This window comes from Allobosea sp., assembly GCF_035999205.1.
GTDB lineage: Bacteria > Pseudomonadota > Alphaproteobacteria > Rhizobiales > Beijerinckiaceae > Allobosea.
Genome location: NZ_DASYHA010000025.1, coordinates 849,744 through 870,802, shown reverse-complemented (window position 1 = coordinate 870,802; position 21,059 = coordinate 849,744). Strand labels below are relative to the sequence as shown.

The 21,059-nt window shown below is 67.2% G+C and carries 22 protein-coding genes; 12 read left to right on the top strand and 10 right to left on the bottom strand.

The genetic code is table 11. The features are described 5' to 3' along the window. The first annotated feature begins 47 nt into the window (after positions 1-47). Positions 48-1,106: an A/G-specific adenine glycosylase gene (gene mutY / locus VGN82_RS19505; RefSeq protein WP_327528699.1), complete on the top strand. Its 1,059-nt coding sequence runs from the start codon at positions 48-50 to the stop codon at positions 1,104-1,106. A 15-nt stretch (positions 1,107-1,121) separates the two neighbouring features. Here the strand turns inward: mutY and VGN82_RS19500 are convergent, their stop codons facing one another. The 3 genes from VGN82_RS19500 to VGN82_RS19490 form a co-directional block, all read right to left on the bottom strand. Beyond that, positions 1,122-2,321: a site-specific DNA-methyltransferase gene (locus VGN82_RS19500; RefSeq protein WP_414644332.1), complete on the bottom strand. Its 1,200-nt coding sequence runs from the start codon at positions 2,319-2,321 to the stop codon at positions 1,122-1,124. 172 nt (positions 2,322-2,493) lie between these two features. Continuing rightward, positions 2,494-3,105: a ribonuclease HII gene (rnhB, locus tag VGN82_RS19495; protein WP_327528697.1), complete on the bottom strand. Its 612-nt coding sequence runs from the start codon at positions 3,103-3,105 to the stop codon at positions 2,494-2,496. 165 nt (positions 3,106-3,270) lie between these two features. Next, entirely contained in the window at positions 3,271-4,392 is a 1,122-nt protein-coding gene (locus VGN82_RS19490) for a PA0069 family radical SAM protein (protein WP_327528695.1), read from the bottom strand. Positions 4,393-4,606: 214 nt separating this feature from the next. Between VGN82_RS19490 and VGN82_RS19485 the strand changes: the two genes are divergently transcribed. The 3 genes from VGN82_RS19485 (at position 4,607) to VGN82_RS19475 (ending at position 6,524) form a co-directional block, all read left to right on the top strand. Next, on the top strand, positions 4,607-5,113 hold the full coding sequence (locus VGN82_RS19485; RefSeq protein ID WP_327528694.1) for a glycosyltransferase family A protein: 507 nt from the start codon (positions 4,607-4,609) through the stop codon (positions 5,111-5,113). 158 nt (positions 5,114-5,271) lie between these two features. Continuing rightward, on the top strand, positions 5,272-6,111 hold the full coding sequence (locus tag VGN82_RS19480) for an amino acid ABC transporter substrate-binding protein (protein ID WP_327528693.1): 840 nt from the start codon (positions 5,272-5,274) through the stop codon (positions 6,109-6,111). A 17-nt stretch (positions 6,112-6,128) separates the two neighbouring features. Further along, the gene (locus tag VGN82_RS19475) at positions 6,129-6,524 is read left to right on the top strand and encodes a (R)-mandelonitrile lyase (RefSeq protein WP_327528692.1); all 396 of its coding nucleotides are present in this window, start codon (positions 6,129-6,131) and stop codon (positions 6,522-6,524) included. 116 nt (positions 6,525-6,640) lie between these two features. Here VGN82_RS19475 and ypfJ read toward each other — a convergent pair whose 3' ends face one another. Continuing rightward, complete coding sequence (gene ypfJ / locus VGN82_RS19470; RefSeq protein WP_327528691.1) at positions 6,641-7,528, bottom strand: KPN_02809 family neutral zinc metallopeptidase; 888 nt, start codon at positions 7,526-7,528, stop codon at positions 6,641-6,643. A gap of 99 nt (positions 7,529-7,627) precedes the next feature. Then, positions 7,628-8,473 carry a uracil-DNA glycosylase gene (locus VGN82_RS19465; protein ID WP_327528690.1) on the bottom strand — a complete coding sequence of 282 codons (846 nt, stop codon included), beginning with the start codon at positions 8,471-8,473 and terminating at the stop codon, positions 7,628-7,630. Positions 8,474-8,652: 179 nt separating this feature from the next. Between VGN82_RS19465 and VGN82_RS19460 the strand changes: the two genes are divergently transcribed. The 3 genes from VGN82_RS19460 (at position 8,653) to VGN82_RS19450 (ending at position 13,349) form a co-directional block, all read left to right on the top strand. After that, on the top strand, positions 8,653-10,332 hold the full coding sequence (locus VGN82_RS19460) for an electron transfer flavoprotein-ubiquinone oxidoreductase (protein WP_327528689.1): 1,680 nt from the start codon (positions 8,653-8,655) through the stop codon (positions 10,330-10,332). Positions 10,333-10,668: 336 nt separating this feature from the next. Further along, on the top strand, positions 10,669-12,441 hold the full coding sequence (locus tag VGN82_RS19455; RefSeq protein ID WP_327528688.1) for a tetratricopeptide repeat protein: 1,773 nt from the start codon (positions 10,669-10,671) through the stop codon (positions 12,439-12,441). Positions 12,442-12,461: 20 nt separating this feature from the next. After that, positions 12,462-13,349 (top strand): 4-(cytidine 5'-diphospho)-2-C-methyl-D-erythritol kinase, encoded by an 888-nt coding sequence (locus VGN82_RS19450; RefSeq protein WP_327528687.1) that lies wholly within the window; start codon positions 12,462-12,464, stop codon positions 13,347-13,349. Between the two features lie 12 nt (positions 13,350-13,361). Here the strand turns inward: VGN82_RS19450 and VGN82_RS19445 are convergent, their stop codons facing one another. Together VGN82_RS19445 and VGN82_RS19440 are read right to left on the bottom strand one after the other, a co-directional pair. Next, positions 13,362-13,763 carry a GFA family protein gene (locus tag VGN82_RS19445; protein ID WP_414644354.1) on the bottom strand — a complete coding sequence of 134 codons (402 nt, stop codon included), beginning with the start codon at positions 13,761-13,763 and terminating at the stop codon, positions 13,362-13,364. Positions 13,764-13,881: 118 nt separating this feature from the next. Beyond that, on the bottom strand, positions 13,882-14,394 hold the full coding sequence (locus VGN82_RS19440; RefSeq protein ID WP_327528685.1) for a tetratricopeptide repeat protein: 513 nt from the start codon (positions 14,392-14,394) through the stop codon (positions 13,882-13,884). Here VGN82_RS19440 and VGN82_RS19435 point away from each other — a divergent pair, their 5' ends adjacent. Further along, positions 14,395-14,685 (top strand): hypothetical protein, encoded by a 291-nt coding sequence (locus VGN82_RS19435; RefSeq protein ID WP_327528684.1) that lies wholly within the window; start codon positions 14,395-14,397, stop codon positions 14,683-14,685. It abuts the gene before it with no gap. 86 nt (positions 14,686-14,771) lie between these two features. On the opposite strand, the gene VGN82_RS19430 is transcribed toward VGN82_RS19435, so the two are convergent. After that, entirely contained in the window at positions 14,772-15,800 is a 1,029-nt protein-coding gene (locus VGN82_RS19430; protein ID WP_327528683.1) for a polyprenyl synthetase family protein, read from the bottom strand. Between the two features lie 151 nt (positions 15,801-15,951). On the opposite strand from VGN82_RS19430, the gene VGN82_RS19425 reads away from it, so the two are divergent. Together VGN82_RS19425 and VGN82_RS19420 are read left to right on the top strand one after the other, a co-directional pair. Then, positions 15,952-16,176, top strand: a complete 225-nt coding sequence (locus VGN82_RS19425; protein WP_327528682.1) for a putative signal transducing protein — start codon at positions 15,952-15,954, stop codon at positions 16,174-16,176. Then, positions 16,169-16,963: a tRNA1(Val) (adenine(37)-N6)-methyltransferase gene (locus tag VGN82_RS19420; protein ID WP_327528681.1), complete on the top strand. Its 795-nt coding sequence runs from the start codon at positions 16,169-16,171 to the stop codon at positions 16,961-16,963. The genes VGN82_RS19425 and VGN82_RS19420 overlap by 8 nt, the downstream gene beginning before the upstream one ends. Here VGN82_RS19420 and VGN82_RS19415 read toward each other — a convergent pair. Beyond that, positions 16,957-17,277 carry a hypothetical protein gene (locus tag VGN82_RS19415; RefSeq protein ID WP_327528680.1) on the bottom strand — a complete coding sequence of 107 codons (321 nt, stop codon included), beginning with the start codon at positions 17,275-17,277 and terminating at the stop codon, positions 16,957-16,959. The two genes, VGN82_RS19420 and VGN82_RS19415, sit on opposite strands and share 7 nt — an antisense overlap. A gap of 159 nt (positions 17,278-17,436) precedes the next feature. After that, on the bottom strand, positions 17,437-17,724 hold the full coding sequence (locus VGN82_RS19410; protein ID WP_327528679.1) for a hypothetical protein: 288 nt from the start codon (positions 17,722-17,724) through the stop codon (positions 17,437-17,439). Positions 17,725-17,936: 212 nt separating this feature from the next. Between VGN82_RS19410 and VGN82_RS19405 the strand changes: the two genes are divergently transcribed. Both VGN82_RS19405 and glyS read left to right on the top strand, forming a co-directional pair. Further along, positions 17,937-18,866, top strand: a complete 930-nt coding sequence (locus tag VGN82_RS19405) for a glycine--tRNA ligase subunit alpha (RefSeq protein ID WP_327528677.1) — start codon at positions 17,937-17,939, stop codon at positions 18,864-18,866. Continuing rightward, a complete protein-coding gene (glyS, locus tag VGN82_RS19400; protein ID WP_327528676.1) occupies positions 18,866-21,004 on the top strand; it encodes a glycine--tRNA ligase subunit beta in 2,139 nt (712 codons plus the stop codon). Before VGN82_RS19405 ends, glyS begins: the two co-directional genes overlap by 1 nt. The last annotated feature ends 55 nt before the right edge of the window (positions 21,005-21,059 follow it).

Here is a 21,059-nt window from a genome sequence, read left to right as displayed (position 1 = left end):
GCCTCGTCCCGGCTTGCCCGCCCGGGCGAAGACGCTACATCAGCACCATGACCGCGCCCTCTGCTGCCGATCTCCTCGCCTGGTATGACCGTCACCGCCGCAGCCTGCCCTGGCGCGCGGCAGCCGGCGAACGGGCCGATCCGTATCGGGTCTGGGCCTCCGAGATCATGTTGCAGCAGACGACCGTCACGGCGGTGAAGCCCTACTACGAGCGCTTCATGACCCGCTTCCCAACGGTCGCCGCACTGGCCGCGGCCCCTTCTGAGGATGTGATGCAGGCATGGGCCGGGCTCGGCTATTATTCGCGCGCCCGCAATCTTCATGCCTGCGCGCGAGCGGTGATGGGCGACCACGGCGGCCGCTTTCCCGATACGGAGGAGGGGCTGCGCGCCTTGCCGGGCATCGGCGCTTACACGGCGGGCGCCGTCGCCGCGATCGCGTTCGACCGCCCGGCGGCAGCCGTCGACGGCAATGTCGAGCGTGTCATGACGCGGCTCTTCGCCATTGCGGATCTGTTGCCAGGCGCCCGCCCGCTGGTGCGCGAGCGCGTGCTCGCCCTGATGCCGCAGGATCGGCCGGGTGACTTCGCTCAAGGCTTGATGGATCTCGGGGCGACGATCTGCACGCCACGCAACCCGGCCTGCGGCCTCTGCCCCTGGCGCTCGCCTTGCGTCGGCCGCGCCGGGGGCACGCAAGAGAGCTTTCCGCGCAAGGCGGCGAAGAAGGCGGGCGCGACCCGCTATGGTGCCGCCTTCGTCCTGCTGCGTGAGGATGGCGCGCTGCTGCTGCGCACGCGCCCGCCGAAGGGGCTGCTCGGCGGCATGGCGGAGGTCCCAACCAGCGAATGGCGTGCCGATTACGAGCTGGATGGCGCCGCGCAGGACGCCCCCGTGGTGACGCGCTGGCGCGAACTGGCGCCGCGGGTGCGCCATGTCTTCACGCATTTCCCGCTGGAACTGACCGTCTTCATGGCGAAGGCGCCGACGGGGACCGCCGAGCCGCCGGGCATGCGCTTCACGCCGGCGGCGCGCCTAGGCGAGGAGCCGTTATCGAGCGTGATGCTGAAGGTGCTGGAGACCGCGGGGCTCTCTCAACCCGCGGCCTAAAATCAGGGCGGCCTCTCAGGCGGCCGCCATCTGTGCCCGGATCTCGCCGCGCAGGTTGTCGAGCAGCGTCAGCCCCGCCGGGCGCTCGACATGCCAGAAGGTCCAGCCGTTGCAACTCGGCAGCCCCTGCGCCAGCGCGCCGACCTTGTGAATCGAGCCGACTGCGGGGCCGAGCATCAGAGTGCCGTCGGCGCGGATAACAGCCTTGTGGCGCCGCTTGTCGTCGGTGACGACCTCGCCAGCCTTGACCAAGCCAGCCTCGACCAGGGAGAGGAACGGCACGCGCGGCTCGCTGCGCTTGGAAGGCGCGGTCGAGAAGGCTTCCGGCGGAAGGGGCTCGATCGCCGCAATACGCTTGCGCGCGGCTTCGGCATAGATCGTCTCGCGCTCGATCCCGATGAAGCGCCGGCCCAAGGCCTTGGCGACGGCGCCGGTCGTGCCGGTGCCGAAGAACGGGTCCAGGATCACGTCGCCGGGATTGCTGGCGGAGAGCATGACGCGGGCGAGCAGCGCTTCCGGCTTCTGCGTCGGATGCACCTTGGAGCCGGCGTCGTTCTTCAGGCGTTCTTCGCCGGTGCAGAGCGGCAGATACCAGTCCGAGCGCATCTGCAGGTCGTCGTTGCCACCCTTCAGAGCCTCGTAATGGAAGGTGTATTTCGAGTTCTCGCCGCGCGCCGCCCAGATCAGCGTCTCATGCGCGTTGGTGAAGCGCCGGCCGCGGAAATTCGGCATCGGATTGGCCTTGCGCCAGACGATGTCGTTCAGCATCCAATAGCCGAGATCCTGCAGGATCGAGCCGACGCGGAAAATATTGTGATAGCTGCCGATGACCCACAACGCGCCATCGGGCTTCAGCACGCGCCGGCAGGCAGCAAGCCAGGCGCGGGTGAAGGCGTCGTATTCGCCGAATGACGAGAATTTGTCCCAGTCGTCGTCGACGGCATCGACGAGGCTGTCGTCGGGCCGGCGCAGATCGCCGCCGAGCTGGAGATTATAGGGTGGATCGGCGAAGACGAGGTCGACGCTCGCCGCGGGCAGGCGCTCGATCGCAGCGACGCAGTCGCCGACGAGGACCTGATCGAGCGGCAGTTCCATCGGAAGGCCTGCGGGCTTGAACCGAGCAGGCTTTACAGGTGACTGCAGCGCGGGCCGCCCGGTACGCGGAACCTGAATCCGGACGGCGGCGCTGGTGGTCCCGGTACGCAAAATACTCATGACGCCCCAAGACCGTTACGCAACTTCAACAGTCGCGATATTGGCCAGACAGGGTAAAAGCCGGGTTTCCAAGTTGAAAAAAATGCGTCCCATTCTGGGGCTGCAATTTTTGCCCAGCCCTTTGGCAGAAAAGGCAGATTCCTAAGGGCTGGTTAACGTCGGCAGGCGGATGTCAGCGTCGCCAGACGCCCTTCACCGGTGCGAATGAGTAGCGATGCTCGGGGCAGGGGCCATGCGCTTGCAGGGCGGCGCGATGCTGTGGCGTGCCATAGCCGGCATGGGCCGAGAAACCATAGGCCGGATAGCGCTGGCACAGCCGCGCCATCATCGCGTCGCGTGTCACCTTGGCGACGATCGAGGCGGCCGCGATCGATGCGATCTGCGCATCGCCGCCGATCACGGCCTCGCAGGGGCAGGCGAGCACCGGCGGATCATTGCCGTCGACCAGGACACCTGCGGGCTGGATCGGCAGCGCGGCTACCGCGCGGCGCATGGCGAGCAGCGTCGCCTGCCGGATGTTGATGCTGTCGATCTCCAGGGCTGTGACGCTGGCGATACCGACGGCGAGTGCGGTCTCCGCGATGATCGCAAACAGCTCCTCGCGCCGTGCCGCGCTCAGCTTCTTCGAATCGTCCAGCCCCTCCGGCACCCGCGCCGGATCGAGGATCACTGCCGCCGCCACCACCGGCCCGGCCAGCGGTCCGCGTCCGACTTCGTCGATCCCGGCGAGCGGCCAGAGGCCTTTCGAGATGGCTTGGGTTTCGCGAAGGAAGTCGGTGGTCATGGCGGCGTTATGGCGGAGCTACAGGCCGGAAACCAGCGGTCTCGACGAGTCATCCCCGTCATTGCGAGCGTAAGCGAAGCAATCTTGGGAGGCGTGGAGCGCTGCCGCGCCTGGATTGCGTCGTCGCTCCGCTCCTCGCAACGACGGCTCCGGGACGCGTTTCCCTCAGAACAGACTCAACTGCGCCTTCTCCTTCTCCGGCTTCACGAACAGGTCGTTGCGCAACCGCGTCCGCGTTCCGTTGAAGCCGAGTCGCTCGGCCGCCATCTCGAAGCGCCGGCCGATCATCCACGCGTAAGGGCCGGAGCCGACCTGTCTTTGGCCCCAGGCGGCGTCGTAATCCTTGCCGCCGCGCGTCGAGCGGATCAGCGAGACGACATGGCGCAGCTTGTCCGGATGATGCGTCAGCAGCCAGTCCTGCACGAGGTCCTTCACCTCAAGCGGCAGCCGCAGCAACACATAACCCGCCTGGCGCGCGCCGGCGGCCTTGGCGGCATCGAGAATGCGCTCGATCTCGTGCTCGTTGATGGCCGGGATGATTGGCGCGACCAGCACGGTCACTGGAATACCGGCCTCCGAGAGCTTGCGCACCGTCTCCAGGCGCTTCGCCGGGGAGGCTGCGCGCGGCTCCATGCCCCGCGCGACCTTCGGGTCGAGCGTCGTGATCGAGATCGCCACCTTGGCCAGCCCCTTCGCCGCCATCGGCGCGAGGATGTCGATGTCGCGTTGGACCATCGCCGACTTCGTCACGATGCCGACCGGGTGATTGAACTTGGCCAGCACCTCCAGGACCTGGCGCATGATCCTGAGCTTGCGCTCGATCGGCTGGTAGGCGTCGGTGTTGGTGCCGATCGCGATGGTGCGCGGCTGGTAGGAGGCGGCCGAGAGCTCCTTTTCGAGCAGCAGCGCCGCATCCGGCTTGGCTGTCAGCTTGCTTTCGAAGTCGAGCCCTGGCGACAGGCCTAGATAGGCATGGCTCGGCCGGGCGAAGCAGTAGACGCAGCCATGCTCGCAGCCGCGATAGGGGTTGATCGAGCGGTCGAAGGAAATATCCGGGGAATCGTTCCTCGTGATGATCGTCCGCGCCTTCTCGACCGCGACTTCGGTCTTGAACGGGGGCAGTTCGCCTAACGAGCCCCAGCCGTCATCCTCGTCGATGCGCTGCTCGGCCTCGAAACGCCCGCCAGGATTGATGGTCGCGCCGCGCCCACGCCGCCGCTCGGGATCGATGCGATGGCCGGCATAGGCCAGCGGCTCGCTCGGCGCCACGCGCGCGGAGATCGGCATGGGGGCCGATACCGACATGGGGACGCTGTCCTGCCGCTTCAGCGGTTGGGCCGGAATCGGCCGCAATGAGGGTCTGCTCTGGCTCATGGCGCTGAACCCTCCCTGAAAAATCGTCGGAATCGGTCGCTTCTTTGACGTTCAATGTGAACATAAAGAGAACGAATTGCAAGTGACAGGATTGCGACATGCTGCGCTGCGCCATAAGGGATTGCGCATGCTCACGGCGGTCATAAGGGTCGATGGTTCGCGGGTCGGTGGCTCGGTCGAGGCGCTTGCCGCGACCTTCTCCGTCCTGATCCCGGCCGTAGCGGATGGCTTCCTCGGCCATGCCGTAGTGATCGATGCCGCTGGACGGACCGACATAGAACGTCTCGCCGACGCGACCGGCGCGAGCTATCTCCGCGCCGGCGGGGCGGAGGGCTGGCATCTCGGCGCCGCCCAGGCCCGTGGCGACTGGCTGTTCCTGCTCGAGTCCGGCGATGTACCTCAGCCGCACTGGACCCAGGCCGTCGAGCGCCATCTCATCGTCGCGCCGGATGCGCCGGCCCTGATCGCGCTGCGCGGCGTGGCCGGTTCGCTGCGCGAGCGCGCGGCGATCTCCTTCGGTCCGCGCCGCCTGCGACCAGGTCTGATCGTGCCGAAGGGGCATGTCCTGGCCGGCCGGCTCGGGTCTGCGCCGCGCCGCCTGGGCGTCAGGCGCGAGCGCGCGGTCGCAGGCTGAGGCGAGGGCGGCCGGAAGGTCACGCCTCGGCACCTCCCCGGGATGCGGCACGTATCGTCGTTGCGGCGTGCGCCACCGGTGATCAGTCGCGGAAACGACGTTTTTCAATCCGATCCAGCTGGTCTATTCTGCGCCCTTGCCAAAGGGGGATGGCGACCATGCCAATATTTTGGACCGCGCTGCTGTGCATGGCGATGTCGACCGCAAGCCTGGCGGCAGACACTCTCGCGCGGGCAAGTGAGACCGGCACATTGCGGCTCGGTATCCGGGCCGATGCGCCACCCTATTCCTATCGCACGACCAGCGGTGAGCCGTCAGGTTACATCGTCGATCTCTGCCGAGAGGTCGCTGAGGCCGTGAGGAATTCGCAGGCGATTCCAGCCCTGAAGATCGAGTATGTCGAGGTCTCGTCCGCTTCGCGGTTCGACGCCGTGCGAGATGGGAAGATCGATCTTCTGTGCGACCCGACATCCATGACCATGTCGCGTCGCGCCATCGTCGATTTCTCCCTTCCGACTTTCATTGATGGCGCCGGAGTGCTTCACCGGGCCAGCGAATTTTACCGACTCGAAGAACTGCGCGGCAAGAAGGTCGGAGTGCTCCGGGGCACGACGACCGAGGACGTGCTGAAGGCGACCTTGTCGCAACTCAAGATCCAGGCCGAGGTCATCCCGATGCAGACGCATCCCGACGGCGTTCGCAGCCTGGCTGCGGGACGGATCGACGCCTACTTCGCCGACCGTGGCATTCTGAGTTATCATCTGACGAACAGCCAGAACCGCGCCGGGATGAAGCTGTCCGACCAGTACTTCACCTTCGAGACCTATGCGCTGGCCCTGCCGCGCGGCGATGAAAAGCTGCGCCTGCTCGTCGATGCCACGCTGGCCGAGCTCTATCGCACGGATCGTGTGAAGCAGATCTATGCCCGCAGCTTCGGCAGTTTCCCGCCGGATCAGTTCATCCGGGCCCTCTTCGTCATCAACGGTGTCCCGAAGTAGGGCAGGAGAGAACGACGATGGAGATCAAGCGCAGCGGCTCGCAGCCTTCCGGGAAGGGGCCGGCCGAGTATTTCACGGGTTCGGTTCGGATCGATCCCTTGTTCAACCCGCCCGAACCCGCCCGCATCGCGACGGCGCTCGTCACCTTCGAGCCCGGAGCCCGCACCGCCTGGCACACGCACCCACTGGGTCAGACGCTGATCGTCACCGCCGGTTGCGGCTGGGTCCAGCGTGAAGGCGGGCCGATCGAGGAGGTCCGCGCCGGCGACGTTGTCTGGTTCCCGCCCGGCGAAAAGCACTGGCATGGTGCGACCGCGACGACCGCGATGAGCCATATCGCGCTTCAGGAGAAGCTGAACGGCTCGCCGGTCGACTGGCTCGAGCATGTCAGCGACGTGCAATATCGCGGCTGAGGTGCGCGGGCCCTTCCCGTCATTGCGAGCAAGCGAAGTCATCCAGCGGCAGAGTCAGACGTCTGCCTGGATTGCTTCGTCGCTCTCGCTCCCCGCAATGACGGATGCGACGGCCCCTAGAGCTGCTGCGTCTTGAACGTGTCGCAGCTCTGCATCGAACCGGTGCGGAAGCCCGTGTTGAACCAGCGCTGGCGCTGCGCCGAGGAGCCGTGCGTGAAGGAATCCGGCACGACGACCCCCTGCGAGGCCTTCTGCAGCTTGTCGTCGCCGATCGCCGCCGCCGTGCGCATCGCCTCTTCGATGTCGCCTTGATCGATGCGCCCCATCGCCTGGATGTTGTGGGCCCAGACGCCGGCGAAGCAATCCGCCTGCAGCTCGATCCGGACCGAGATCTCGTTTGCGCGCCGCTCGTCCGAGCGCTCGCGCAGGGCATTGGCCTTGGGCAGGATGCCGATCAGGTTCTGGATGTGGTGGCCGACCTCGTGGCCGATGACATAGGCATAGGCGAAGTCGCCGCCGCCGCCGAGCTTGCGCTGCATCTCCTGGAAGAAGGAGAGGTCGAGATAGACGCGTTTGTCCGGCGGACAATAGAACGGCCCCATCGCCGATTGCGCGGTGCCGCAGGCCGAGCGGTCGACGCCCGAGAACAGCACGAGCCGCGGCGCCTCGTAGCGCATATTCGCCTGCTGCGGCAGGACCTTCGACCAGATGTCCTCGTTCTGCGCGAGCACGGCCGAGACGAAGCGGCCCATCTCGTCCTGGGGCGGCCCCGATGAGCGGCGCGATTCCTGTGTCGGCGCCTGGCGCCCGCCAATGCCACCGATGAGCTCGGCCCCGCCGATCAGCAGGCGCGGATCGATGCCGAGCGCCCAGCCGACCAGGCCGAGCACGACCATGGTGCCGATGCCGATCCCGCCGCGTCCGCCCGGGAGACCGGCGAAACTGCCGCCGCCGCCGCGCCGATCCTCGAGGTTCTCCGATTGGCGATAATCTTCCCACTGCATGGCGTCATCCCCGCAAGCCTGCCTGCAATCTTGAAGCTTGCCCGCATTCCAAGCCTGCCCGCAATCTCAGCGAGGGACGGCAGGAACTCAAGCGGTCATTCAACCCGCGCTGTCGCCTGCGGTTCCGGCGTCCGCACCGGCTTCGAGCGCGGCCTTCAGCGCGCGCAGGTCGCGCCAGGCGAAGCGCTTTTGCAAGGGTTGGCGCAGCAGATAGGCCGGATGCAGCGAGGCGACGGCGCGGATCCGCCGTGTCCCGGTGTCATACTCCACCCATTTGCCACGTGAACCCGTAATGCCCTTGAACCCGAGCAGGGCCTGGGCCGAGGGCGCGCCGAGGCAGAGCAGGATGTCGGGGTCGGCGAGCTGGATCTGGCGTTGGATGAAGGGCAGGCAGATTGCAGCCTCCTGCGGCGTCGGCGTGCGGTTGCCCGGAGGCCGCCACGGCACGACGTTGGCGATGTAGACGTCGTCCTTGCGGCTGAGCCCGATCGCCGCCAGCATTCGGTTGAGCAACTGGCCGGAGCGCCCGACGAAGGGCAGGCCGATGCGATCCTCGTCGGCGCCCGGCGCCTCGCCGACGATCATCACCCGCGCCTCCGGGTTGCCGTCGGCGAAGACGAGGTTCTTCGCGGTCGCCTTCAGGGCACAGCCGTCGAACCGGGCCAGCGCATCCTTCAGCGCATCGAGCGTCATCGCCTCCTGCGCCAGCGCCTTAGCGCTGAGTGTGGCGTCGTCGGGTGCCGTGGCGGCCGCGGCATTGGGGCGCATCACGGCAGCGTCCTGCCCGGCGCGCGGGGGCAGTGTCCGCCGGGCGCGCGACGCATCCGAAGCGGCCTGTGGAGGCGCAAAATGGTCGTGAGGCGCTTCGTCCAGCGCCTCGGTGATGCCCATATCGGCATACCAGGCGAGGAGCTCGGCGGGGTCGGGCGCTGCGGTCAGGGACATCGTCGCTCTGTCTATCACGGCTGGCTGCGACTTCGCGAGCGGATGCGGTTGCAAATTGAACCGCGCACTTGGATAGAGGGTTTCCAGACTGTCGCGCCGGCCGGCTTGAACGGGCAAGCAAGATAGTTCATATGTAAACTAATTGGCTTTGAGGCCGTGCGGGGCCTTCGGAGGGCAGGATGGATCTCGAACAGGCACAGGCCGAACCGCGCGAGAGCATGGACTATGACGTCGTCATCGTCGGTGCCGGCCCCGCGGGACTTTCGGCGGCGATCCGTCTCAAGCAGCTCGACGAGAGTATCTCCGTCGTCGTCGTAGAGAAGGGCGCCGAGGTCGGTGCGCATATCCTGTCGGGCGCGGTGATCGATCCGATTGGTCTCGACAAGCTCCTGCCGGACTGGCGCAAGGACGAGGCGCGCCCGCTGACGACCGAGGTCAGCGAGGACATCTTCTATTTCCTGACCGCGCCCAACGGCATTCGCCTGCCGAATTTCGGCATGCCGAAGCTGATGAATAACCACGGCAATTTCGTCGGCTCGCTCGGTCTGGTGACGAAGTACCTCGCCGCGCAGGCCGAGGCGCTGGGCGTCGAGATCTATCCGGGCTTCGCCGCCGCCGAACTCCTCTTCAATGAAGACGGTTCAGTCGCCGGAATCGCCACCGGCGACATGGGCATTGCGAAGGACGGCACGGTCTCCGAGCGCTTCACCCGCGGGATGGAACTGCGCGGCCGCTACACGCTGCTGGGGGAGGGGGCCCGTGGCTCGCTCTCCAAGATCGCGATCCGCAGGTTCCGCCTCGACGAGGGGCGCGAGCCGCAGAAATACGGCATCGGCCTCAAGGAGATCTGGCAGGTCAAGCCGGAGAAGTTCCACAAGGGCCGCGTGCAGCACTCCTTCGGCTGGCCGCTCGACAACACGACCGGCGGCGGCTCGTTCCTCTACCATTTCGACGACAACCTGGTCTCGGTCGGCTTCGTCGTCCATCTCAACTACAGCAATCCGACTCTGTCGCCCTTCGACGAGTTCCAGCGCTTCAAGACGCACCCGCTGATCCGCGACGTCTTCGAGGGCGGCAAGCGACTGTCCTACGGCTCGCGCGCCATCACCGAGGGCGGCTTCCAGTCGGTTCCGAAACTGACCTTCCCGGGCGGCGCGCTGATCGGCTGCGCGGCCGGTTTCGTCAACGTCCCGCGCATCAAGGGCAGCCACAACGCCGTGCTTTCCGGCATGCTAGCGGCCGAGAAACTGGTGCCTGCGCTCGCCGCTGGCCGCTCGCATGACGAGGTCGTCGAGATCGAGACGAGCTGGCGCGAAAGCGCCATCGGCGCCGATCTCAAGCCGGTGCGCAACGTCAAGCCGCTCTGGTCGAAATGGGGCACCTTCGCCGGCATCGCGCTCGGCGGCATCGACATGTGGCTGAACCAGCTCTTTGGCTGGTCGCCCTTCGGCACGCTGAAACATGGCAAGCCCGACTACGCGACGCTGAAGCCGATCGCCGAGGTCACGCCGATCACTTATCCCAAGCCCGACGGCAAGGTGTCCTTCGACAAGCTGTCCTCGGTCTTCCTCTCCTCGACCAATCATGAGGAGGACCAGCCGGCGCATCTGAAGCTGACCGACCCGTCGATCCCGATCGAAAAGAATCTGCCGCTCTATGGCGAGCCGGCGCGGCTCTATTGCCCAGCCGGCGTCTACGAGGTCGTCTACAAGGATGCCGAGGCGAAGACCGAGCCGCGTTTTGTGATCAACGCGCAGAACTGCGTGCATTGCAAGACCTGCGACATCAAGGACCCCGCACAGAACATCACCTGGACGACGCCCGAGGGTGGCGGCGGGCCCGGCTACGCGAATATGTGATTGCGGCCGATTATCGCGGCCAGCCATCGCGGTTTCGCCGCGAAGCGCGGGTAAATGGAGGGCGTGCCGACGATGGCGCGCCCTTTTTTCTTGCGGGCAGCAAGGATCGGGCGGGGCGATATCTCTGGCCGGGCCCGATAGCCGCACATCGCATCGCGCCACTGTGGCACGCCTGCTACGAAACGGCGCCTTTCGGGTGGTGCACGGCTTGCCCGCCTGCCTGGAAAGGGCCATCTTGCGTCAATACGCGAAGCGGTCACGGTCGCGCTGACGACCACGCCCCCCGCGATGATCGTGGCGGCGGACCGAGGGAGAATGGCAGTCGTGGTATTTGGAATGAAGAGCCGTGGCCCGATCACGGCGGCTGCCTTGGCATTGCTCATCGCCTTGCCCGTCGGTGCGGCGGCGCAGGGGGCTACCCCGCGCACGAACGAGCAATTGGACACGGCCGAAAGCCTCGAGGGCAACTACCTTGCCGCGATCGTGGCGGGCGCCGGGCGCGATCTCGGCGCGGCGTCGGTCTATCTGCGCGAGGCGATCAAGGGCGATCCGCAGAACAACGATCTTCTCGAACGCGCTTTCGTGGCCTTCCTGGCCGATGGCGCGATGCCGGATGCCTTCCGCGCCGCCGACAAGCTGATCCAGCGCGATCCGAGCAACGGCCTGGCGCAATTGGCCATCGGCATCCGCGCGCTCAAGCAGAAGAGTTACCAGACCGCCCGCAACCATCTCCAGCGCGGCGGCCGTGGCCGTGCGGCCGACATTACGGCGACGCTGCTCTCGGCCTGGTCCTATCTCGGTTCCAACCAGGCGACACGCGCCATCGAGACGCTGGAGCGGCTGAAGGGCGAGCCCTCCTACAATCTCTTCCGCGACTATCACGCCGGCCTCATCCTCGATGCCGCCGGCCGCAAGGCCGATGCCGAGAAGCGCCTCAAGGCGGCCTATGATTCGGAGAAGACGACGCTCCGCCTGGTCGATCTCTGGGCCCGCATGCAGGCGCGCAACGGCGACTTCGAAGCCGCGGCGGTGACCTATGGCGATTTCGATCGCCTGCTGCCGAATCACCCGATCGTCCGCGACGGCCTCGCCAAGGTCGCCGCGAAGCAGGCGCCCCCGCGGCAGGTCGGCAACGCCCAGCAGGGCGCGGCCGAAGTGCTTTACGGCCTCGCCAGCGCCGGCAATCGTCAGGGCGATGAGGCGGCCGCGCTGCTCTATCTGCGCCTCGCCATCTATCTCGACCCGAATCACGACCTCGCGATCCTGACTTTGGGCGACATCCTGGAGCGCGCGCGCCAGCCCGAGGACGCGGTCGCCGTCTACGAGAAGATGCCGACCACCTCGCCGCTGCGTCCCAATGCCGAGATCCAGGCCGGGCTCGCTCTGGAGAATCTCGGCAAGGCGGATGAGGCGGTGAAGCACCTCACGGCCCTGATCGCCGAGCGGCCGGACGATATCGACGCGCTTTCGGCGCTCGGCAACATTTATCGCTCGCGCAAGATGTTCCAGGAGGCGGCCGATACCTATGACAAGGCGATCGCCAAGCTGGCCTCGCCCGGCCGCGCCAACTGGGACCTGTTCTATTTCCGCGGCATCGCCCGCGAGCGCATCAAGCGCTGGCCCGAGGCCGAGGCCGATCTGCGCAAGGCGCTCGACCTGCTGCCCGAGCCGCTCGGCCGCGAGCGCGCCCTGGTGCTGAACTATCTCGGCTATTCGCTGGTCGACCAGCATCTCAAGCTCGACGAGGCGCTCGAGATGCTGCGCCGCGCCGTCGAACTGCGCCCGCGCGATGGCTACATCACCGATTCGCTCGGCTGGGCCTATTACCGTCTCGGTCGCTATGCCGAGGCAACGCGCGAACTGGAGCGCGCCATGGAACTGCGCCCCTCCGACCCGGTGATCAACGACCATCTCGGCGATGTCTACTGGAAGGTCGGTCGCAGGCTTGAGGCCGGCTTCCAGTGGAACCATGCCCGCGACCTCAATCCCGAGCCCGAGGATCTCGTCAAGATCAAGCGGAAGATCGAGCGTGGCATGGAGGACGGCCCCTCGGCGAACAACGCGGTCGAGCCCAAGGACGAGACCGAGCCGAAGAAGGACGGCGGCTGAACGCTGCCGCCGAGCCCTTCGTGCCTGCATCGCTGAGCACTCGCGCCCGCGCCAAGGTCAATCTGACGCTGCGCGTGCTTGGACGTCGCGCCGATGGCTATCATGAACTGGAAAGCCTCGTCGCCTTTGCGGGCGTCGGTGACGTGCTCTCGCTCGAACCCGGCCGTCGTCTCGCCCTGACCATCGCAGGCCCGCAGGGTGCGGGTTTGCCGGTCGATGACGGCAATCTGGTCCTGCGCGCGGCGCGGGCCCTTGCCGCCGAGGTCGCGGGCCCCGCCGGCCAGTTCCGCAGCGGCAGCTTTCACCTCGTCAAGCGGCTGCCTGTGGCTTCCGGAATAGGCGGCGGCTCGGCCGACGCGGCCGGCGCGCTGCGTCTGCTCGCGCGGCTGAACGGTTTGAAGCCGGACGATCCCGCACTGTTTCGCGCGGCGGCCAGTGTCGGCGCCGACGTCCCCGTCTGCCTCGAGTCACGTGCGCGCATCATGGCCGGCATTGGCGAGCGACTCGGCCCGGCGCTGCCCCTGCCGTCGCTCTTCGCACTGCTGGTCAATCCGGGCGTGCCTGTCGAAACAGCGGCCGTTTTCAGGGCGCTGGGGCTGCGTGCCGGCGACGTCGGCCCAGGGGCAGGGAAGGCGAATGCGCTCCGGCACGACCACGTCCCCGGGTTGGTCGCGTCGCTGGCGGAGGGCGGCAACGATCTCGAAGCGCCGGCAAGACGCGTCGCGCCGGTCCTCGACACCGTGCTCGACCAGCTCCGCGACCTTCCGGGCTGCCGGCTCGCCCGCATGTCCGGCTCGGGCGCGACCTGCTTCGCCCTCTTCGACGATTGCCGCGCCAGCGCCACTGCCGGAAAGGCGCTGGCTCGGGCGCAGCCGGGTTGGTGGGTGAAGCCGACCATGCTGCGCTGAGGGGCGCCGCGGTCAATCCGCAGGCTCATGCCGATCGCGTTGATGCTGTTCGGCGCACTCGAGCCGTCCTAACCAGTGCTCCCTGCGGATGGTCCAGAGCTCATAGGCCGGCAGCATTTCGCTGGGTCCGCCGTCAAGCGTGCCCAGCTTGATTTCGATCTCGTTGGCATCGTCCGCCCAGCAGAACAGGGGCGAGCCGCACTGCGGACAGAAGCGTTCGCCGCCCGCACGACTTTCCCAGCATCCGAGCTCACCCGAGAAGCTTGCGCTGGCTTTGGGCCAAATGCCGAAGAAGGAAAAGGCCGAGCCGGACCCCTTCCGGCAAGTCTCGCAATGGCAGATGCCGACGCGAATGGGATCGCCGTCGAGTTCGTAGCGAACCTGTCCGCAATTGCAGCCGCCCGAGAGTTTCATGGTCATCTCTTCGCCTCCGCCGGATGTCTCCATTGGCGGTGGATCAACGGCGCCCGCCAACAGCCGGTTCCGGATCGCAATGGTCACGACCGCTTTCTGGCCGGTCCCTGAGCTAGATTTACTGCGTCGCCGGACTGAAACTGCTGGCGAGGTCGAGCAACCGCGCGAACCGCGCTGGCTCGTTGCTGCGGAACTGGATGTCGTGCTCGAAAGCCGCGACGGCCCGCTTGGCATAAGCCTTCGCCATGGCCTCGTCCCGTGTCGCTGCATGACATTCCGCCAGTTCCTCATAGACGAACGGGGCTGCCTCACCGCTGGCGTCTGCGAGCGTGATGACCATTTCGCCGAGCGCGATCGCCTCCTCGTACCGCGCCAGCGCCCGCAGGCTGCGGATCACCGTATAGCGCGCGATCCGCAGCTCACGGGGCTGGCCTGATGCCTCGCGGATCAGCACACCCTGGCGGAAGGCGGCCAGAGCCTCCTCGAAGCGGTTGGCCTCGAAATAGCTCCAGCCGAGGTTGTTGTAGAGTGGGCCGCGCCAGTGCTCGGTGCCGGGATGCGCCTCGATATAGGCGAGGGCGGTCCGGACCCAGGCAGCAGCTTCATCCACAGGCGCGACGATCGCGGCCATATGAGCAGCATCCACGGCCGGGCCGTGCTCACCAGCCTCGCGTGCCAGCTCCCACGCTTTCAGGAAAAAGGGCAGGGCCTCCTGTGGGAAGCCGGCGCTGTTTTGAAGTCTTCCGCGCTCGATGGCGCAGGAGGCCAGCGAGCCGGCGCACCCCTCAGCCAACTCCTCGGCCTCGTCCAGCAGCGCATGCGCGTCATCGAACTTGCCTGCAAGCCCGAGTCGGCGCGCTCGTGCGGCCATTGGCTGTACCGCATCCCGGTTGGCGCGCATGCCTCGTCCCTCAAGCCCTGAACCACAGAGCCTGATAGGCAAATCGAGTCCGCCACGCCAGCGCAGCAGTGCTTGGGGAGTGCCCTAGCCGACCCGTTCTGGCCCGCTCAATGAGCGCGGGCCACGCAGAAGTCGACCGTCTCGTTCAGCGCCTGCTTCATCGGCGATGCCGGGAACAGGCCGAGCGCGTCCTTGGCCATCTTGGCATAGTGCTCGGCACGCTCGATCGTGTCGTCCAGCGCGCGATGGCGCTTCATGATCGCCTGCGCCTCCTCGAGGTCGCCGTCGCGGATCTCGCCGTCCTGCAGCGTGCGCTTCCAGAAGGCGCGCTCGGCATCGCTGCCGCGCCGGAAGGAGAGTACGACGGGCAGCGTGATCTTGCCCTCGCGGAAGTCGTCGCCGGTGTTCTTGCCGAGCTTGGCGGCGACGCCGCCATAGTCGAGCGCGTCGTCGATGAGCTGGAAGGCGATGCCGAGATTGAGGCCATAGCTGCGGCAGGCGGCGGCATCGGCCTTGGAGCCGTTGGCGATCACCGGGCCGACCTCGCAGGCGGCGGCGAAGAGTTCAGCCGTCTTGCCGCGGATCACGGCGAGATACTCGTCCTCGGTGGTCTGCGTGTTCTTGGCGACGGAGAGCTGCAGAACCTCGCCCTCGGCGATCACGGCGGCAGCCGTGGACAGGATGTCGAGCGCGCGCAGCGAGCCGACCTCGACCATCATCCTGAACGCCTGTCCGAGCAGGAAGTCGCCGACCAGCACGCTGGCCTCGTTGCCCCAGAGCATCCGCGCGGCGAGCTTGCCGCGGCGCATGTCGCTCTGGTCGACGACGTCGTCATGCAGCAGCGTCGCCGTGTGCATGAACTCGACGGAGGCCGCGAGCTTGACATGGCCCTCGCCGCGGTAGCCGCAGAGGCCCGCCGTCGCCAGCGTCAGCATCGGCCGCAGGCGCTTGCCGCCCGACGAGATCAGGTGGTTCGCCACCTCCGGAATCATCGTCACATCGGAGCCGGTGCGCGACAGGATCATCGCATTGACGCGCTCCATATCGGCGCGAACGAGATCGACCAGGGTCTCGATCCGGGCGTTTCCGGCGCCCTGTCCAGCTTCCTTGTCCTCGAACGCGACGACGACACCCATCTCGATCCACTCCGCTGGCCTGCGCATTTTGCGGCGCAGTAAAGCCTTGCCACATCCCTTGCATGGGTGACCAGCCCCCGCAAACCGGCAATGTCGCCGCAGGCGCAAACGGGGACTTGCGCGCAAGGCTGCGGATGGGCTCCATCAGACGATGCATGAACTCGTCCGCACCAACGATCTCGTCCTGCTTGGCGCCATCGAGGCGCTTCTGGCTTCGGCCAATCTCGACTGCCTGGTCGCCGACCAGCACATCAGCGCGCTCGAAGGCATGATCGGTGCCTTCCCGCGCCGGTTGCTTGTGCGCGATGCCGACCGCATGCGGGCTCGCGCTCTTTTGATCGAGGCTGGCTTCGGCGGCGAATTGCGCGATGAATGACGACACCCGGGGGCTGGGCGAAATCGTTGAGGATCACCTTCTCGACGGGCGTCTCCTGTTGCGCCAGCCGAAGCGCGGCCATCGCGCCGGCAGCGATGCGGTTCTGCTCGCGGCGGCGCTGCCAAAACTCGGCGAAGGCCCGCTGCTCGACATCGGCAGCGGCGTCGGCACGATCGGTCTGGCCGCTGCACTGGCACAGCCGGAGTTGCGGGTCGTGTTGCTCGAGCGCGATCCCGCGCTGGCGGCCTTGGCCGCCGACAACATCAGCCTGAATCACCTTGATGACCGGGTTTCGGTCGTCGCCGGCGACGTCACTGGCCCGGCGGCTGCGCTCGGCCTGAGCGCGGCAAGCTTCGCCTGCGTCGCGATGAACCCGCCCTTCTATCCGCGCGGGGAACACAAGGCCTCGCCCGTGCCGAACCGACGAGGCGCCCATGTCGTGGAAGGCACGCTCGCTCCTTGGTTCAAGGCGGCACGCCGGCTGCTACGGCCGGGCGGGCGGATTGTGCTGATCCACCGGGCCGAGGCGCTGGCGCAGGTGCTGGACGGCCTCGCCACCGGCTTCGGCGATGTCGCGATCCGGCCGGTTCACGCCCTGGCCGAGCGCCCGGCGATCCGCATCCTGGTGACCGCCGTGCTCGGCAGCAAAAAGCCGGCAGCGCTGCTGCCGGCTCTGGTTCTCAACCTGCGCGGTGGCGGCTTCACGCCGGAGAGCGAGGCGCTGCACCGGGGCAGGGCGGGGCTTTCGATGGCGGCAGAGACCGAGCCGCCATCCCGCGATCAGTAGTAGTAGCGCGGCCCGTAGAACGGCGCGACCGGCGGTACGAAGACCGGCGGCGGCGCCCCGTAGTAACGCGGCGGCCCGTAGTAGCGGCGCGGGCCATAATAGCGCGGTCCGTAGTAGCGCGGCGGGCCGTAATACCGGCGCGGCCCATAATAGCGGCGCGGACCATAGTAATACTGGGCCTGTTCGAGCAGGCCGGCATCTGTCTGAACGGTCTGGCCGGCAGCGACAGGCGCCGCACTGGCGGGGGCTGCGGCGAGCGCCAGACCCCCGAGGGTCGTCGCCGTTGCGATCGCGAGAAGCGCCTTGCGGAACATGGATGTGATCCTCCTCGAAAGGGTGCCGCCAGCTTCCGCTAAGCGGTCGACCGCCGTCCTGAGTGGGGTGACTCTAGGTCCCCGGTGCTGAACGGCACCATGCCGCGCCGTTCAGCTTGTCTTCACATTGCGGCCACATCTCGGCGCGCGAAACCCGCCTCAGCGGCAGACGCGCACCGGCCGCACGACCCAGCGATAGCCGTTCCAGACGCGACGATCGCTCCAGAAGCAGCGCGGACGATAGGCCGGGCGGCCGTAATAGCGGCGCGGCCCGTAATAGCGCCGTGGGCCGTAATATTGCGCCTCCTGGACCAGCCCGCCCTCGGCCGGCGCGGTCTGGAAGGTGCCGGCGGAAATGGGCGCGGCCGTTGCGGGAGCGGCAGCAAAGGCGGTGGCCGCAAGGGCGAGAGCGCCGAGTGTGGCGGCGGCGATGCGGGTTGGCAGCATGTTGGTCTCCTACTCGTACAGACCGCCGATCCGGCTCAAGCGCTCGCCCCGAACGCCGCGAATCCAGCGGATGCTTGGTCTTTATCGTGCCAAGGATGAACGGAAGCTGTCCGGTTCGGTTCCCTCCCGCGCTTGACCGGGGCGGGCGGCAGACCCTAAGCACGCGGCGATCCCAAAGAATTCGGAAGGCTTCAGTCTTGGCCGCCCCAGACATGTCCCCCGCCGCACTGCCCGACGCTCTGAACCCGACGCGCTCTTTCCAGGGGCTGCTGCTGACCTTGCAGCGCTTCTGGGCCGAGCGTGGCTGCGTCGTGCTGCAGCCCTATGACATGGAGGTCGGCGCCGGCACCTCGCATCCCGGCACGATGCTGCGATCGCTCGGCCCGAAGCCCTGGAACGCGGCCTATGTCCAGCCGTCGCGCCGCCCGAAGGACGGCCGCTATGGCGAAAACCCGAACCGGCTCCAGCATTATTACCAGTTCCAGGTCATCCTGAAGCCGAACCCGCCGAACCTGCAGGAGCTCTATCTCGACTCGCTGAAGGCGATCGGCATCGACATGGCCGTGCACGACATCCGCTTCGTCGAGGACGATTGGGAGAACCCGACGCTGGGTGCCTGGGGCCTGGGCTGGGAGTGCTGGTGCGACGGCATGGAGGTGAGCCAGTTCACCTATTTCCAGCAGGTGGCCGGTATCGAATGCGCGCCCGTCTCCGGCGAGCTGACCTACGGCCTCGAGCGCCTCGCCTGCTACCTGCAGAACGTCGAGAGCATCATGGAGCTCAACTTCAACGGCCTCGAAGGTGACCAGAAGGTCACCTATCGCGATGTCTTCCTGCAGGCCGAGCAGGAGTACTCGCGCTATAATTTCGAGCATGCCGACACGGCCGCGCTGTTCCGGCGCTTCGCCGAAGCGGAGGCCGAGTGCCGTGCCCTGCTCGAAAAAGGCGAGGCCGGCGACCGGCATCTCATGGTCCAGCCGGCCTATGACCAGTGCCTCAAGGCCGGACACACCTTCAACCTGCTTGATGCGCGCGGGGTGATCTCGGTCACCGAGCGGCAGAGCTACATCCTGCGTGTCCGCGAGCTCGCCAAGGCCTGCGGCGCCGCCTGGCTGAAGACCGCCGGCGGGGGAGCCAACTGATGCCCGATCTCCTGCTCGAACTCTTTTCCGAAGAGATCCCCGCCCGCATGCAGCGCAAGGCGGCGGACGATCTGCGCAAGCTCGTCACCGATGCGCTGGTCGAACGCGGCCTCGTCTATGAGGGCGCCAAGGCCTTCGCCACGCCGCGCCGGCTGGCGCTGCACGTCGCCGGCCTGCCCGTGCGAGGCCGCGATGTCCGCGAAGAGCGGAAGGGTCCGCGCGTCGGCGCGCCCGATGCCGCGATCCAGGGCTTCCTCAAGGCCTCCGGCCTGAGTTCGCTCGACCAGGCGACGATCGTCAGCGACCCCAAGAAGGGCGACAGCTACATCGCCGTCATCGAGAAACCCGGCCAGGAAACAATCGCCGCGATCGCCGAGATCGTCCCGGCCGTGATCCGATCCTTCCCCTGGCCGAAATCGATGCGCTGGGGCAAGGCTTCGGCCGCCGGCGCCAGCCTGCGCTGGGTGCGTCCGCTGCATTCGATCCTCTGCACCTTCGGCGCCGAGACCGAGGATCCGGAGGTGGTCGCCTTCGATGTCGACGGCATCGTCTCGGGCAACGTCACCTATGGTCATCGCTTCCATGCGCCGGGCGCGATCACGGTCAAGCGTTTCGACGACTACGTCGCATCGTTGGAGAAGGCGAAGGTCGTGCTCGATGCCGACCGGCGCAAGGAGATCATCCTCGCCGACGCCAAGACGCTCGCCTTCGCGCAGGGGCTCGAACTGGTCGAGGACGAGGGCCTGCTGGAGGAGGTCGCGGGGCTGGTCGAATGGCCGGTCGTGTTGATGGGATCCTTCGAGGAACGCTTCCTCGACATCCCCGCCGAGACGATCCGCGCCACCATCCGCGCCAACCAGAAATGCTTCGTGCTGCGCGATCCGGCGACCGGAAATCTCGCCAATCGCTTCCTGCTGACCGCGAATCTCGTCGCCAGCGATGGCGGCACGGCGATCACCGCCGGCAACGGCCGCGTCGTGCGCGCCCGCCTCTCGGATGCCGCTTATTTCTGGCAGACCGATCGCGGCCCGCTGCCCGACCTCGACACCCTGCAGGCGAGCGCCGACAAGCTCGGGCTCGACCTGTCGAAGCCGCTCGACCAGCGCATGGCCAAGCTCGACAAGCTCGGCGTCGTCTTCCACGCCAAGCTCGGCACGCAAGGCGAGCGCGTCCAGCGCATTGCCGCGCTGGCGCGGGAACTCGCGCCGATCGCCGGCGCCGACGCGGAGAAGGCCGAGCGCGCCGCCAAGCTCGCCAAGGCCGATCTGCCGACCGAGATGGTCGGCGAGTTCCCCGAGCTGCAGGGCCTGATGGGCCGGAGATATGCCGAACTGCAGGGCGAGGACGCGTCCGCCGCCGCGGCGATCGAGGAGCACTACAAGCCGCTCGGCCCCTCCGACCGCGTCCCGAGCGATCCGGTCTCAGTCGCGGTGGCGCTGGCGGACAAGCTCGACACGCTTGTCGGCTTCTGGGCCATCGACGAGAAGCCGACCGGCAGCAAGGACCCTTACGCGCTGCGGCGAGCGGCGCTGGGCGTGATCCGCCTGGTGGTGGAAAACGGGGTGCGGTTGCCTCTGGCGCAGGTGGTCAAGGATGCCGATCTCCTCTCCTTCTTCCACGACCGTCTGAAGGTCATGCTCCGCGATCAGGGCGCGCGGCATGATCTCGTCGACGCCGTTCTGGGCGAGGGGGCGTCCGGCAGTGACGACCTGCTCCTCATCACCCGCCGTGTTGCGGCGCTGTCGCGCTTCCTCGAAACCGAGGACGGCAAGAGCTTGCTCGCCGGCTACAAGCGCGCAGCCAACATCCTCAAGGCGGAGGAGAAGAAGGACGGCGAGGGCGCCTTTGCGGGCGCGGCCGATCTCCAGCTCATCGCCGATGCCGGGCTGATCGAGGAAAAGGCGCTGGCCGTCGCACTCTCGCAGGCGACACCGAAGGCCGAGGCTGCCGTCGCCGCCGAGGACTATGAGGGCGCGATGTCGGCGCTGGCCGAAATCCGCCCGGCGGTCGATGCCTTCTTCGACAAGGTCACGGTCAACGACCCCGATCCGGCCTTGCGTGCCAATCGGCTCAAGCTGCTGAACCAGCTCCGCGCGGCGACGCTCGCCGTGGCCGATTTCGGGCGGATTGCGGGCTGACGCCGCGATCATGCTCGGGCTTGCCCCGAGCATCTCGTGACGAGATGGCTCTGGT

Bases quoted from the DNA above. Each gene is read 5' to 3' on its own strand.
- mutY (WP_327528699.1), top strand. From the start codon at position 48: ATGACCGCGCCCTCTGCTGCCGATCTCCTCGCCTGGTATGACCGTCAC.
- VGN82_RS19500 (WP_414644332.1), bottom strand. From the start codon at position 2,321: ATGAGTATTTTGCGTACCGGGACCACCAGCGCCGCCGTCCGGATTCAG.
- rnhB (WP_327528697.1), bottom strand. From the start codon at position 3,105: ATGACCACCGACTTCCTTCGCGAAACCCAAGCCATCTCGAAAGGCCTC.
- VGN82_RS19490 (WP_327528695.1), bottom strand. From the start codon at position 4,392: ATGCCGATCTCCGCGCGCGTGGCGCCGAGCGAGCCGCTGGCCTATGCC.
- VGN82_RS19485 (WP_327528694.1), top strand. From the start codon at position 4,607: ATGCTCACGGCGGTCATAAGGGTCGATGGTTCGCGGGTCGGTGGCTCG.
- VGN82_RS19480 (WP_327528693.1), top strand. From the start codon at position 5,272: ATGCCAATATTTTGGACCGCGCTGCTGTGCATGGCGATGTCGACCGCA.
- VGN82_RS19475 (WP_327528692.1), top strand. From the start codon at position 6,129: ATGGAGATCAAGCGCAGCGGCTCGCAGCCTTCCGGGAAGGGGCCGGCC.
- ypfJ (WP_327528691.1), bottom strand. From the start codon at position 7,528: ATGCAGTGGGAAGATTATCGCCAATCGGAGAACCTCGAGGATCGGCGC.
- VGN82_RS19465 (WP_327528690.1), bottom strand. From the start codon at position 8,473: ATGTCCCTGACCGCAGCGCCCGACCCCGCCGAGCTCCTCGCCTGGTAT.
- VGN82_RS19460 (WP_327528689.1), top strand. From the start codon at position 8,653: ATGGATCTCGAACAGGCACAGGCCGAACCGCGCGAGAGCATGGACTAT.
- VGN82_RS19455 (WP_327528688.1), top strand. From the start codon at position 10,669: ATGAAGAGCCGTGGCCCGATCACGGCGGCTGCCTTGGCATTGCTCATC.
- VGN82_RS19445 (WP_414644354.1), bottom strand. From the start codon at position 13,763: ATGAAACTCTCGGGCGGCTGCAATTGCGGACAGGTTCGCTACGAACTC.
- VGN82_RS19440 (WP_327528685.1), bottom strand. From the start codon at position 14,394: ATGGCCGCGATCGTCGCGCCTGTGGATGAAGCTGCTGCCTGGGTCCGG.
- VGN82_RS19435 (WP_327528684.1), top strand. From the start codon at position 14,395: ATGAGCAGCATCCACGGCCGGGCCGTGCTCACCAGCCTCGCGTGCCAG.
- VGN82_RS19430 (WP_327528683.1), bottom strand. From the start codon at position 15,800: ATGGGTGTCGTCGTCGCGTTCGAGGACAAGGAAGCTGGACAGGGCGCC.
- VGN82_RS19425 (WP_327528682.1), top strand. From the start codon at position 15,952: ATGCATGAACTCGTCCGCACCAACGATCTCGTCCTGCTTGGCGCCATC.
- VGN82_RS19420 (WP_327528681.1), top strand. From the start codon at position 16,169: ATGAATGACGACACCCGGGGGCTGGGCGAAATCGTTGAGGATCACCTT.
- VGN82_RS19415 (WP_327528680.1), bottom strand. From the start codon at position 17,277: ATGTTCCGCAAGGCGCTTCTCGCGATCGCAACGGCGACGACCCTCGGG.
- VGN82_RS19410 (WP_327528679.1), bottom strand. From the start codon at position 17,724: ATGCTGCCAACCCGCATCGCCGCCGCCACACTCGGCGCTCTCGCCCTT.
- VGN82_RS19405 (WP_327528677.1), top strand. From the start codon at position 17,937: ATGTCCCCCGCCGCACTGCCCGACGCTCTGAACCCGACGCGCTCTTTC.
- glyS (WP_327528676.1), top strand. From the start codon at position 18,866: ATGCCCGATCTCCTGCTCGAACTCTTTTCCGAAGAGATCCCCGCCCGC.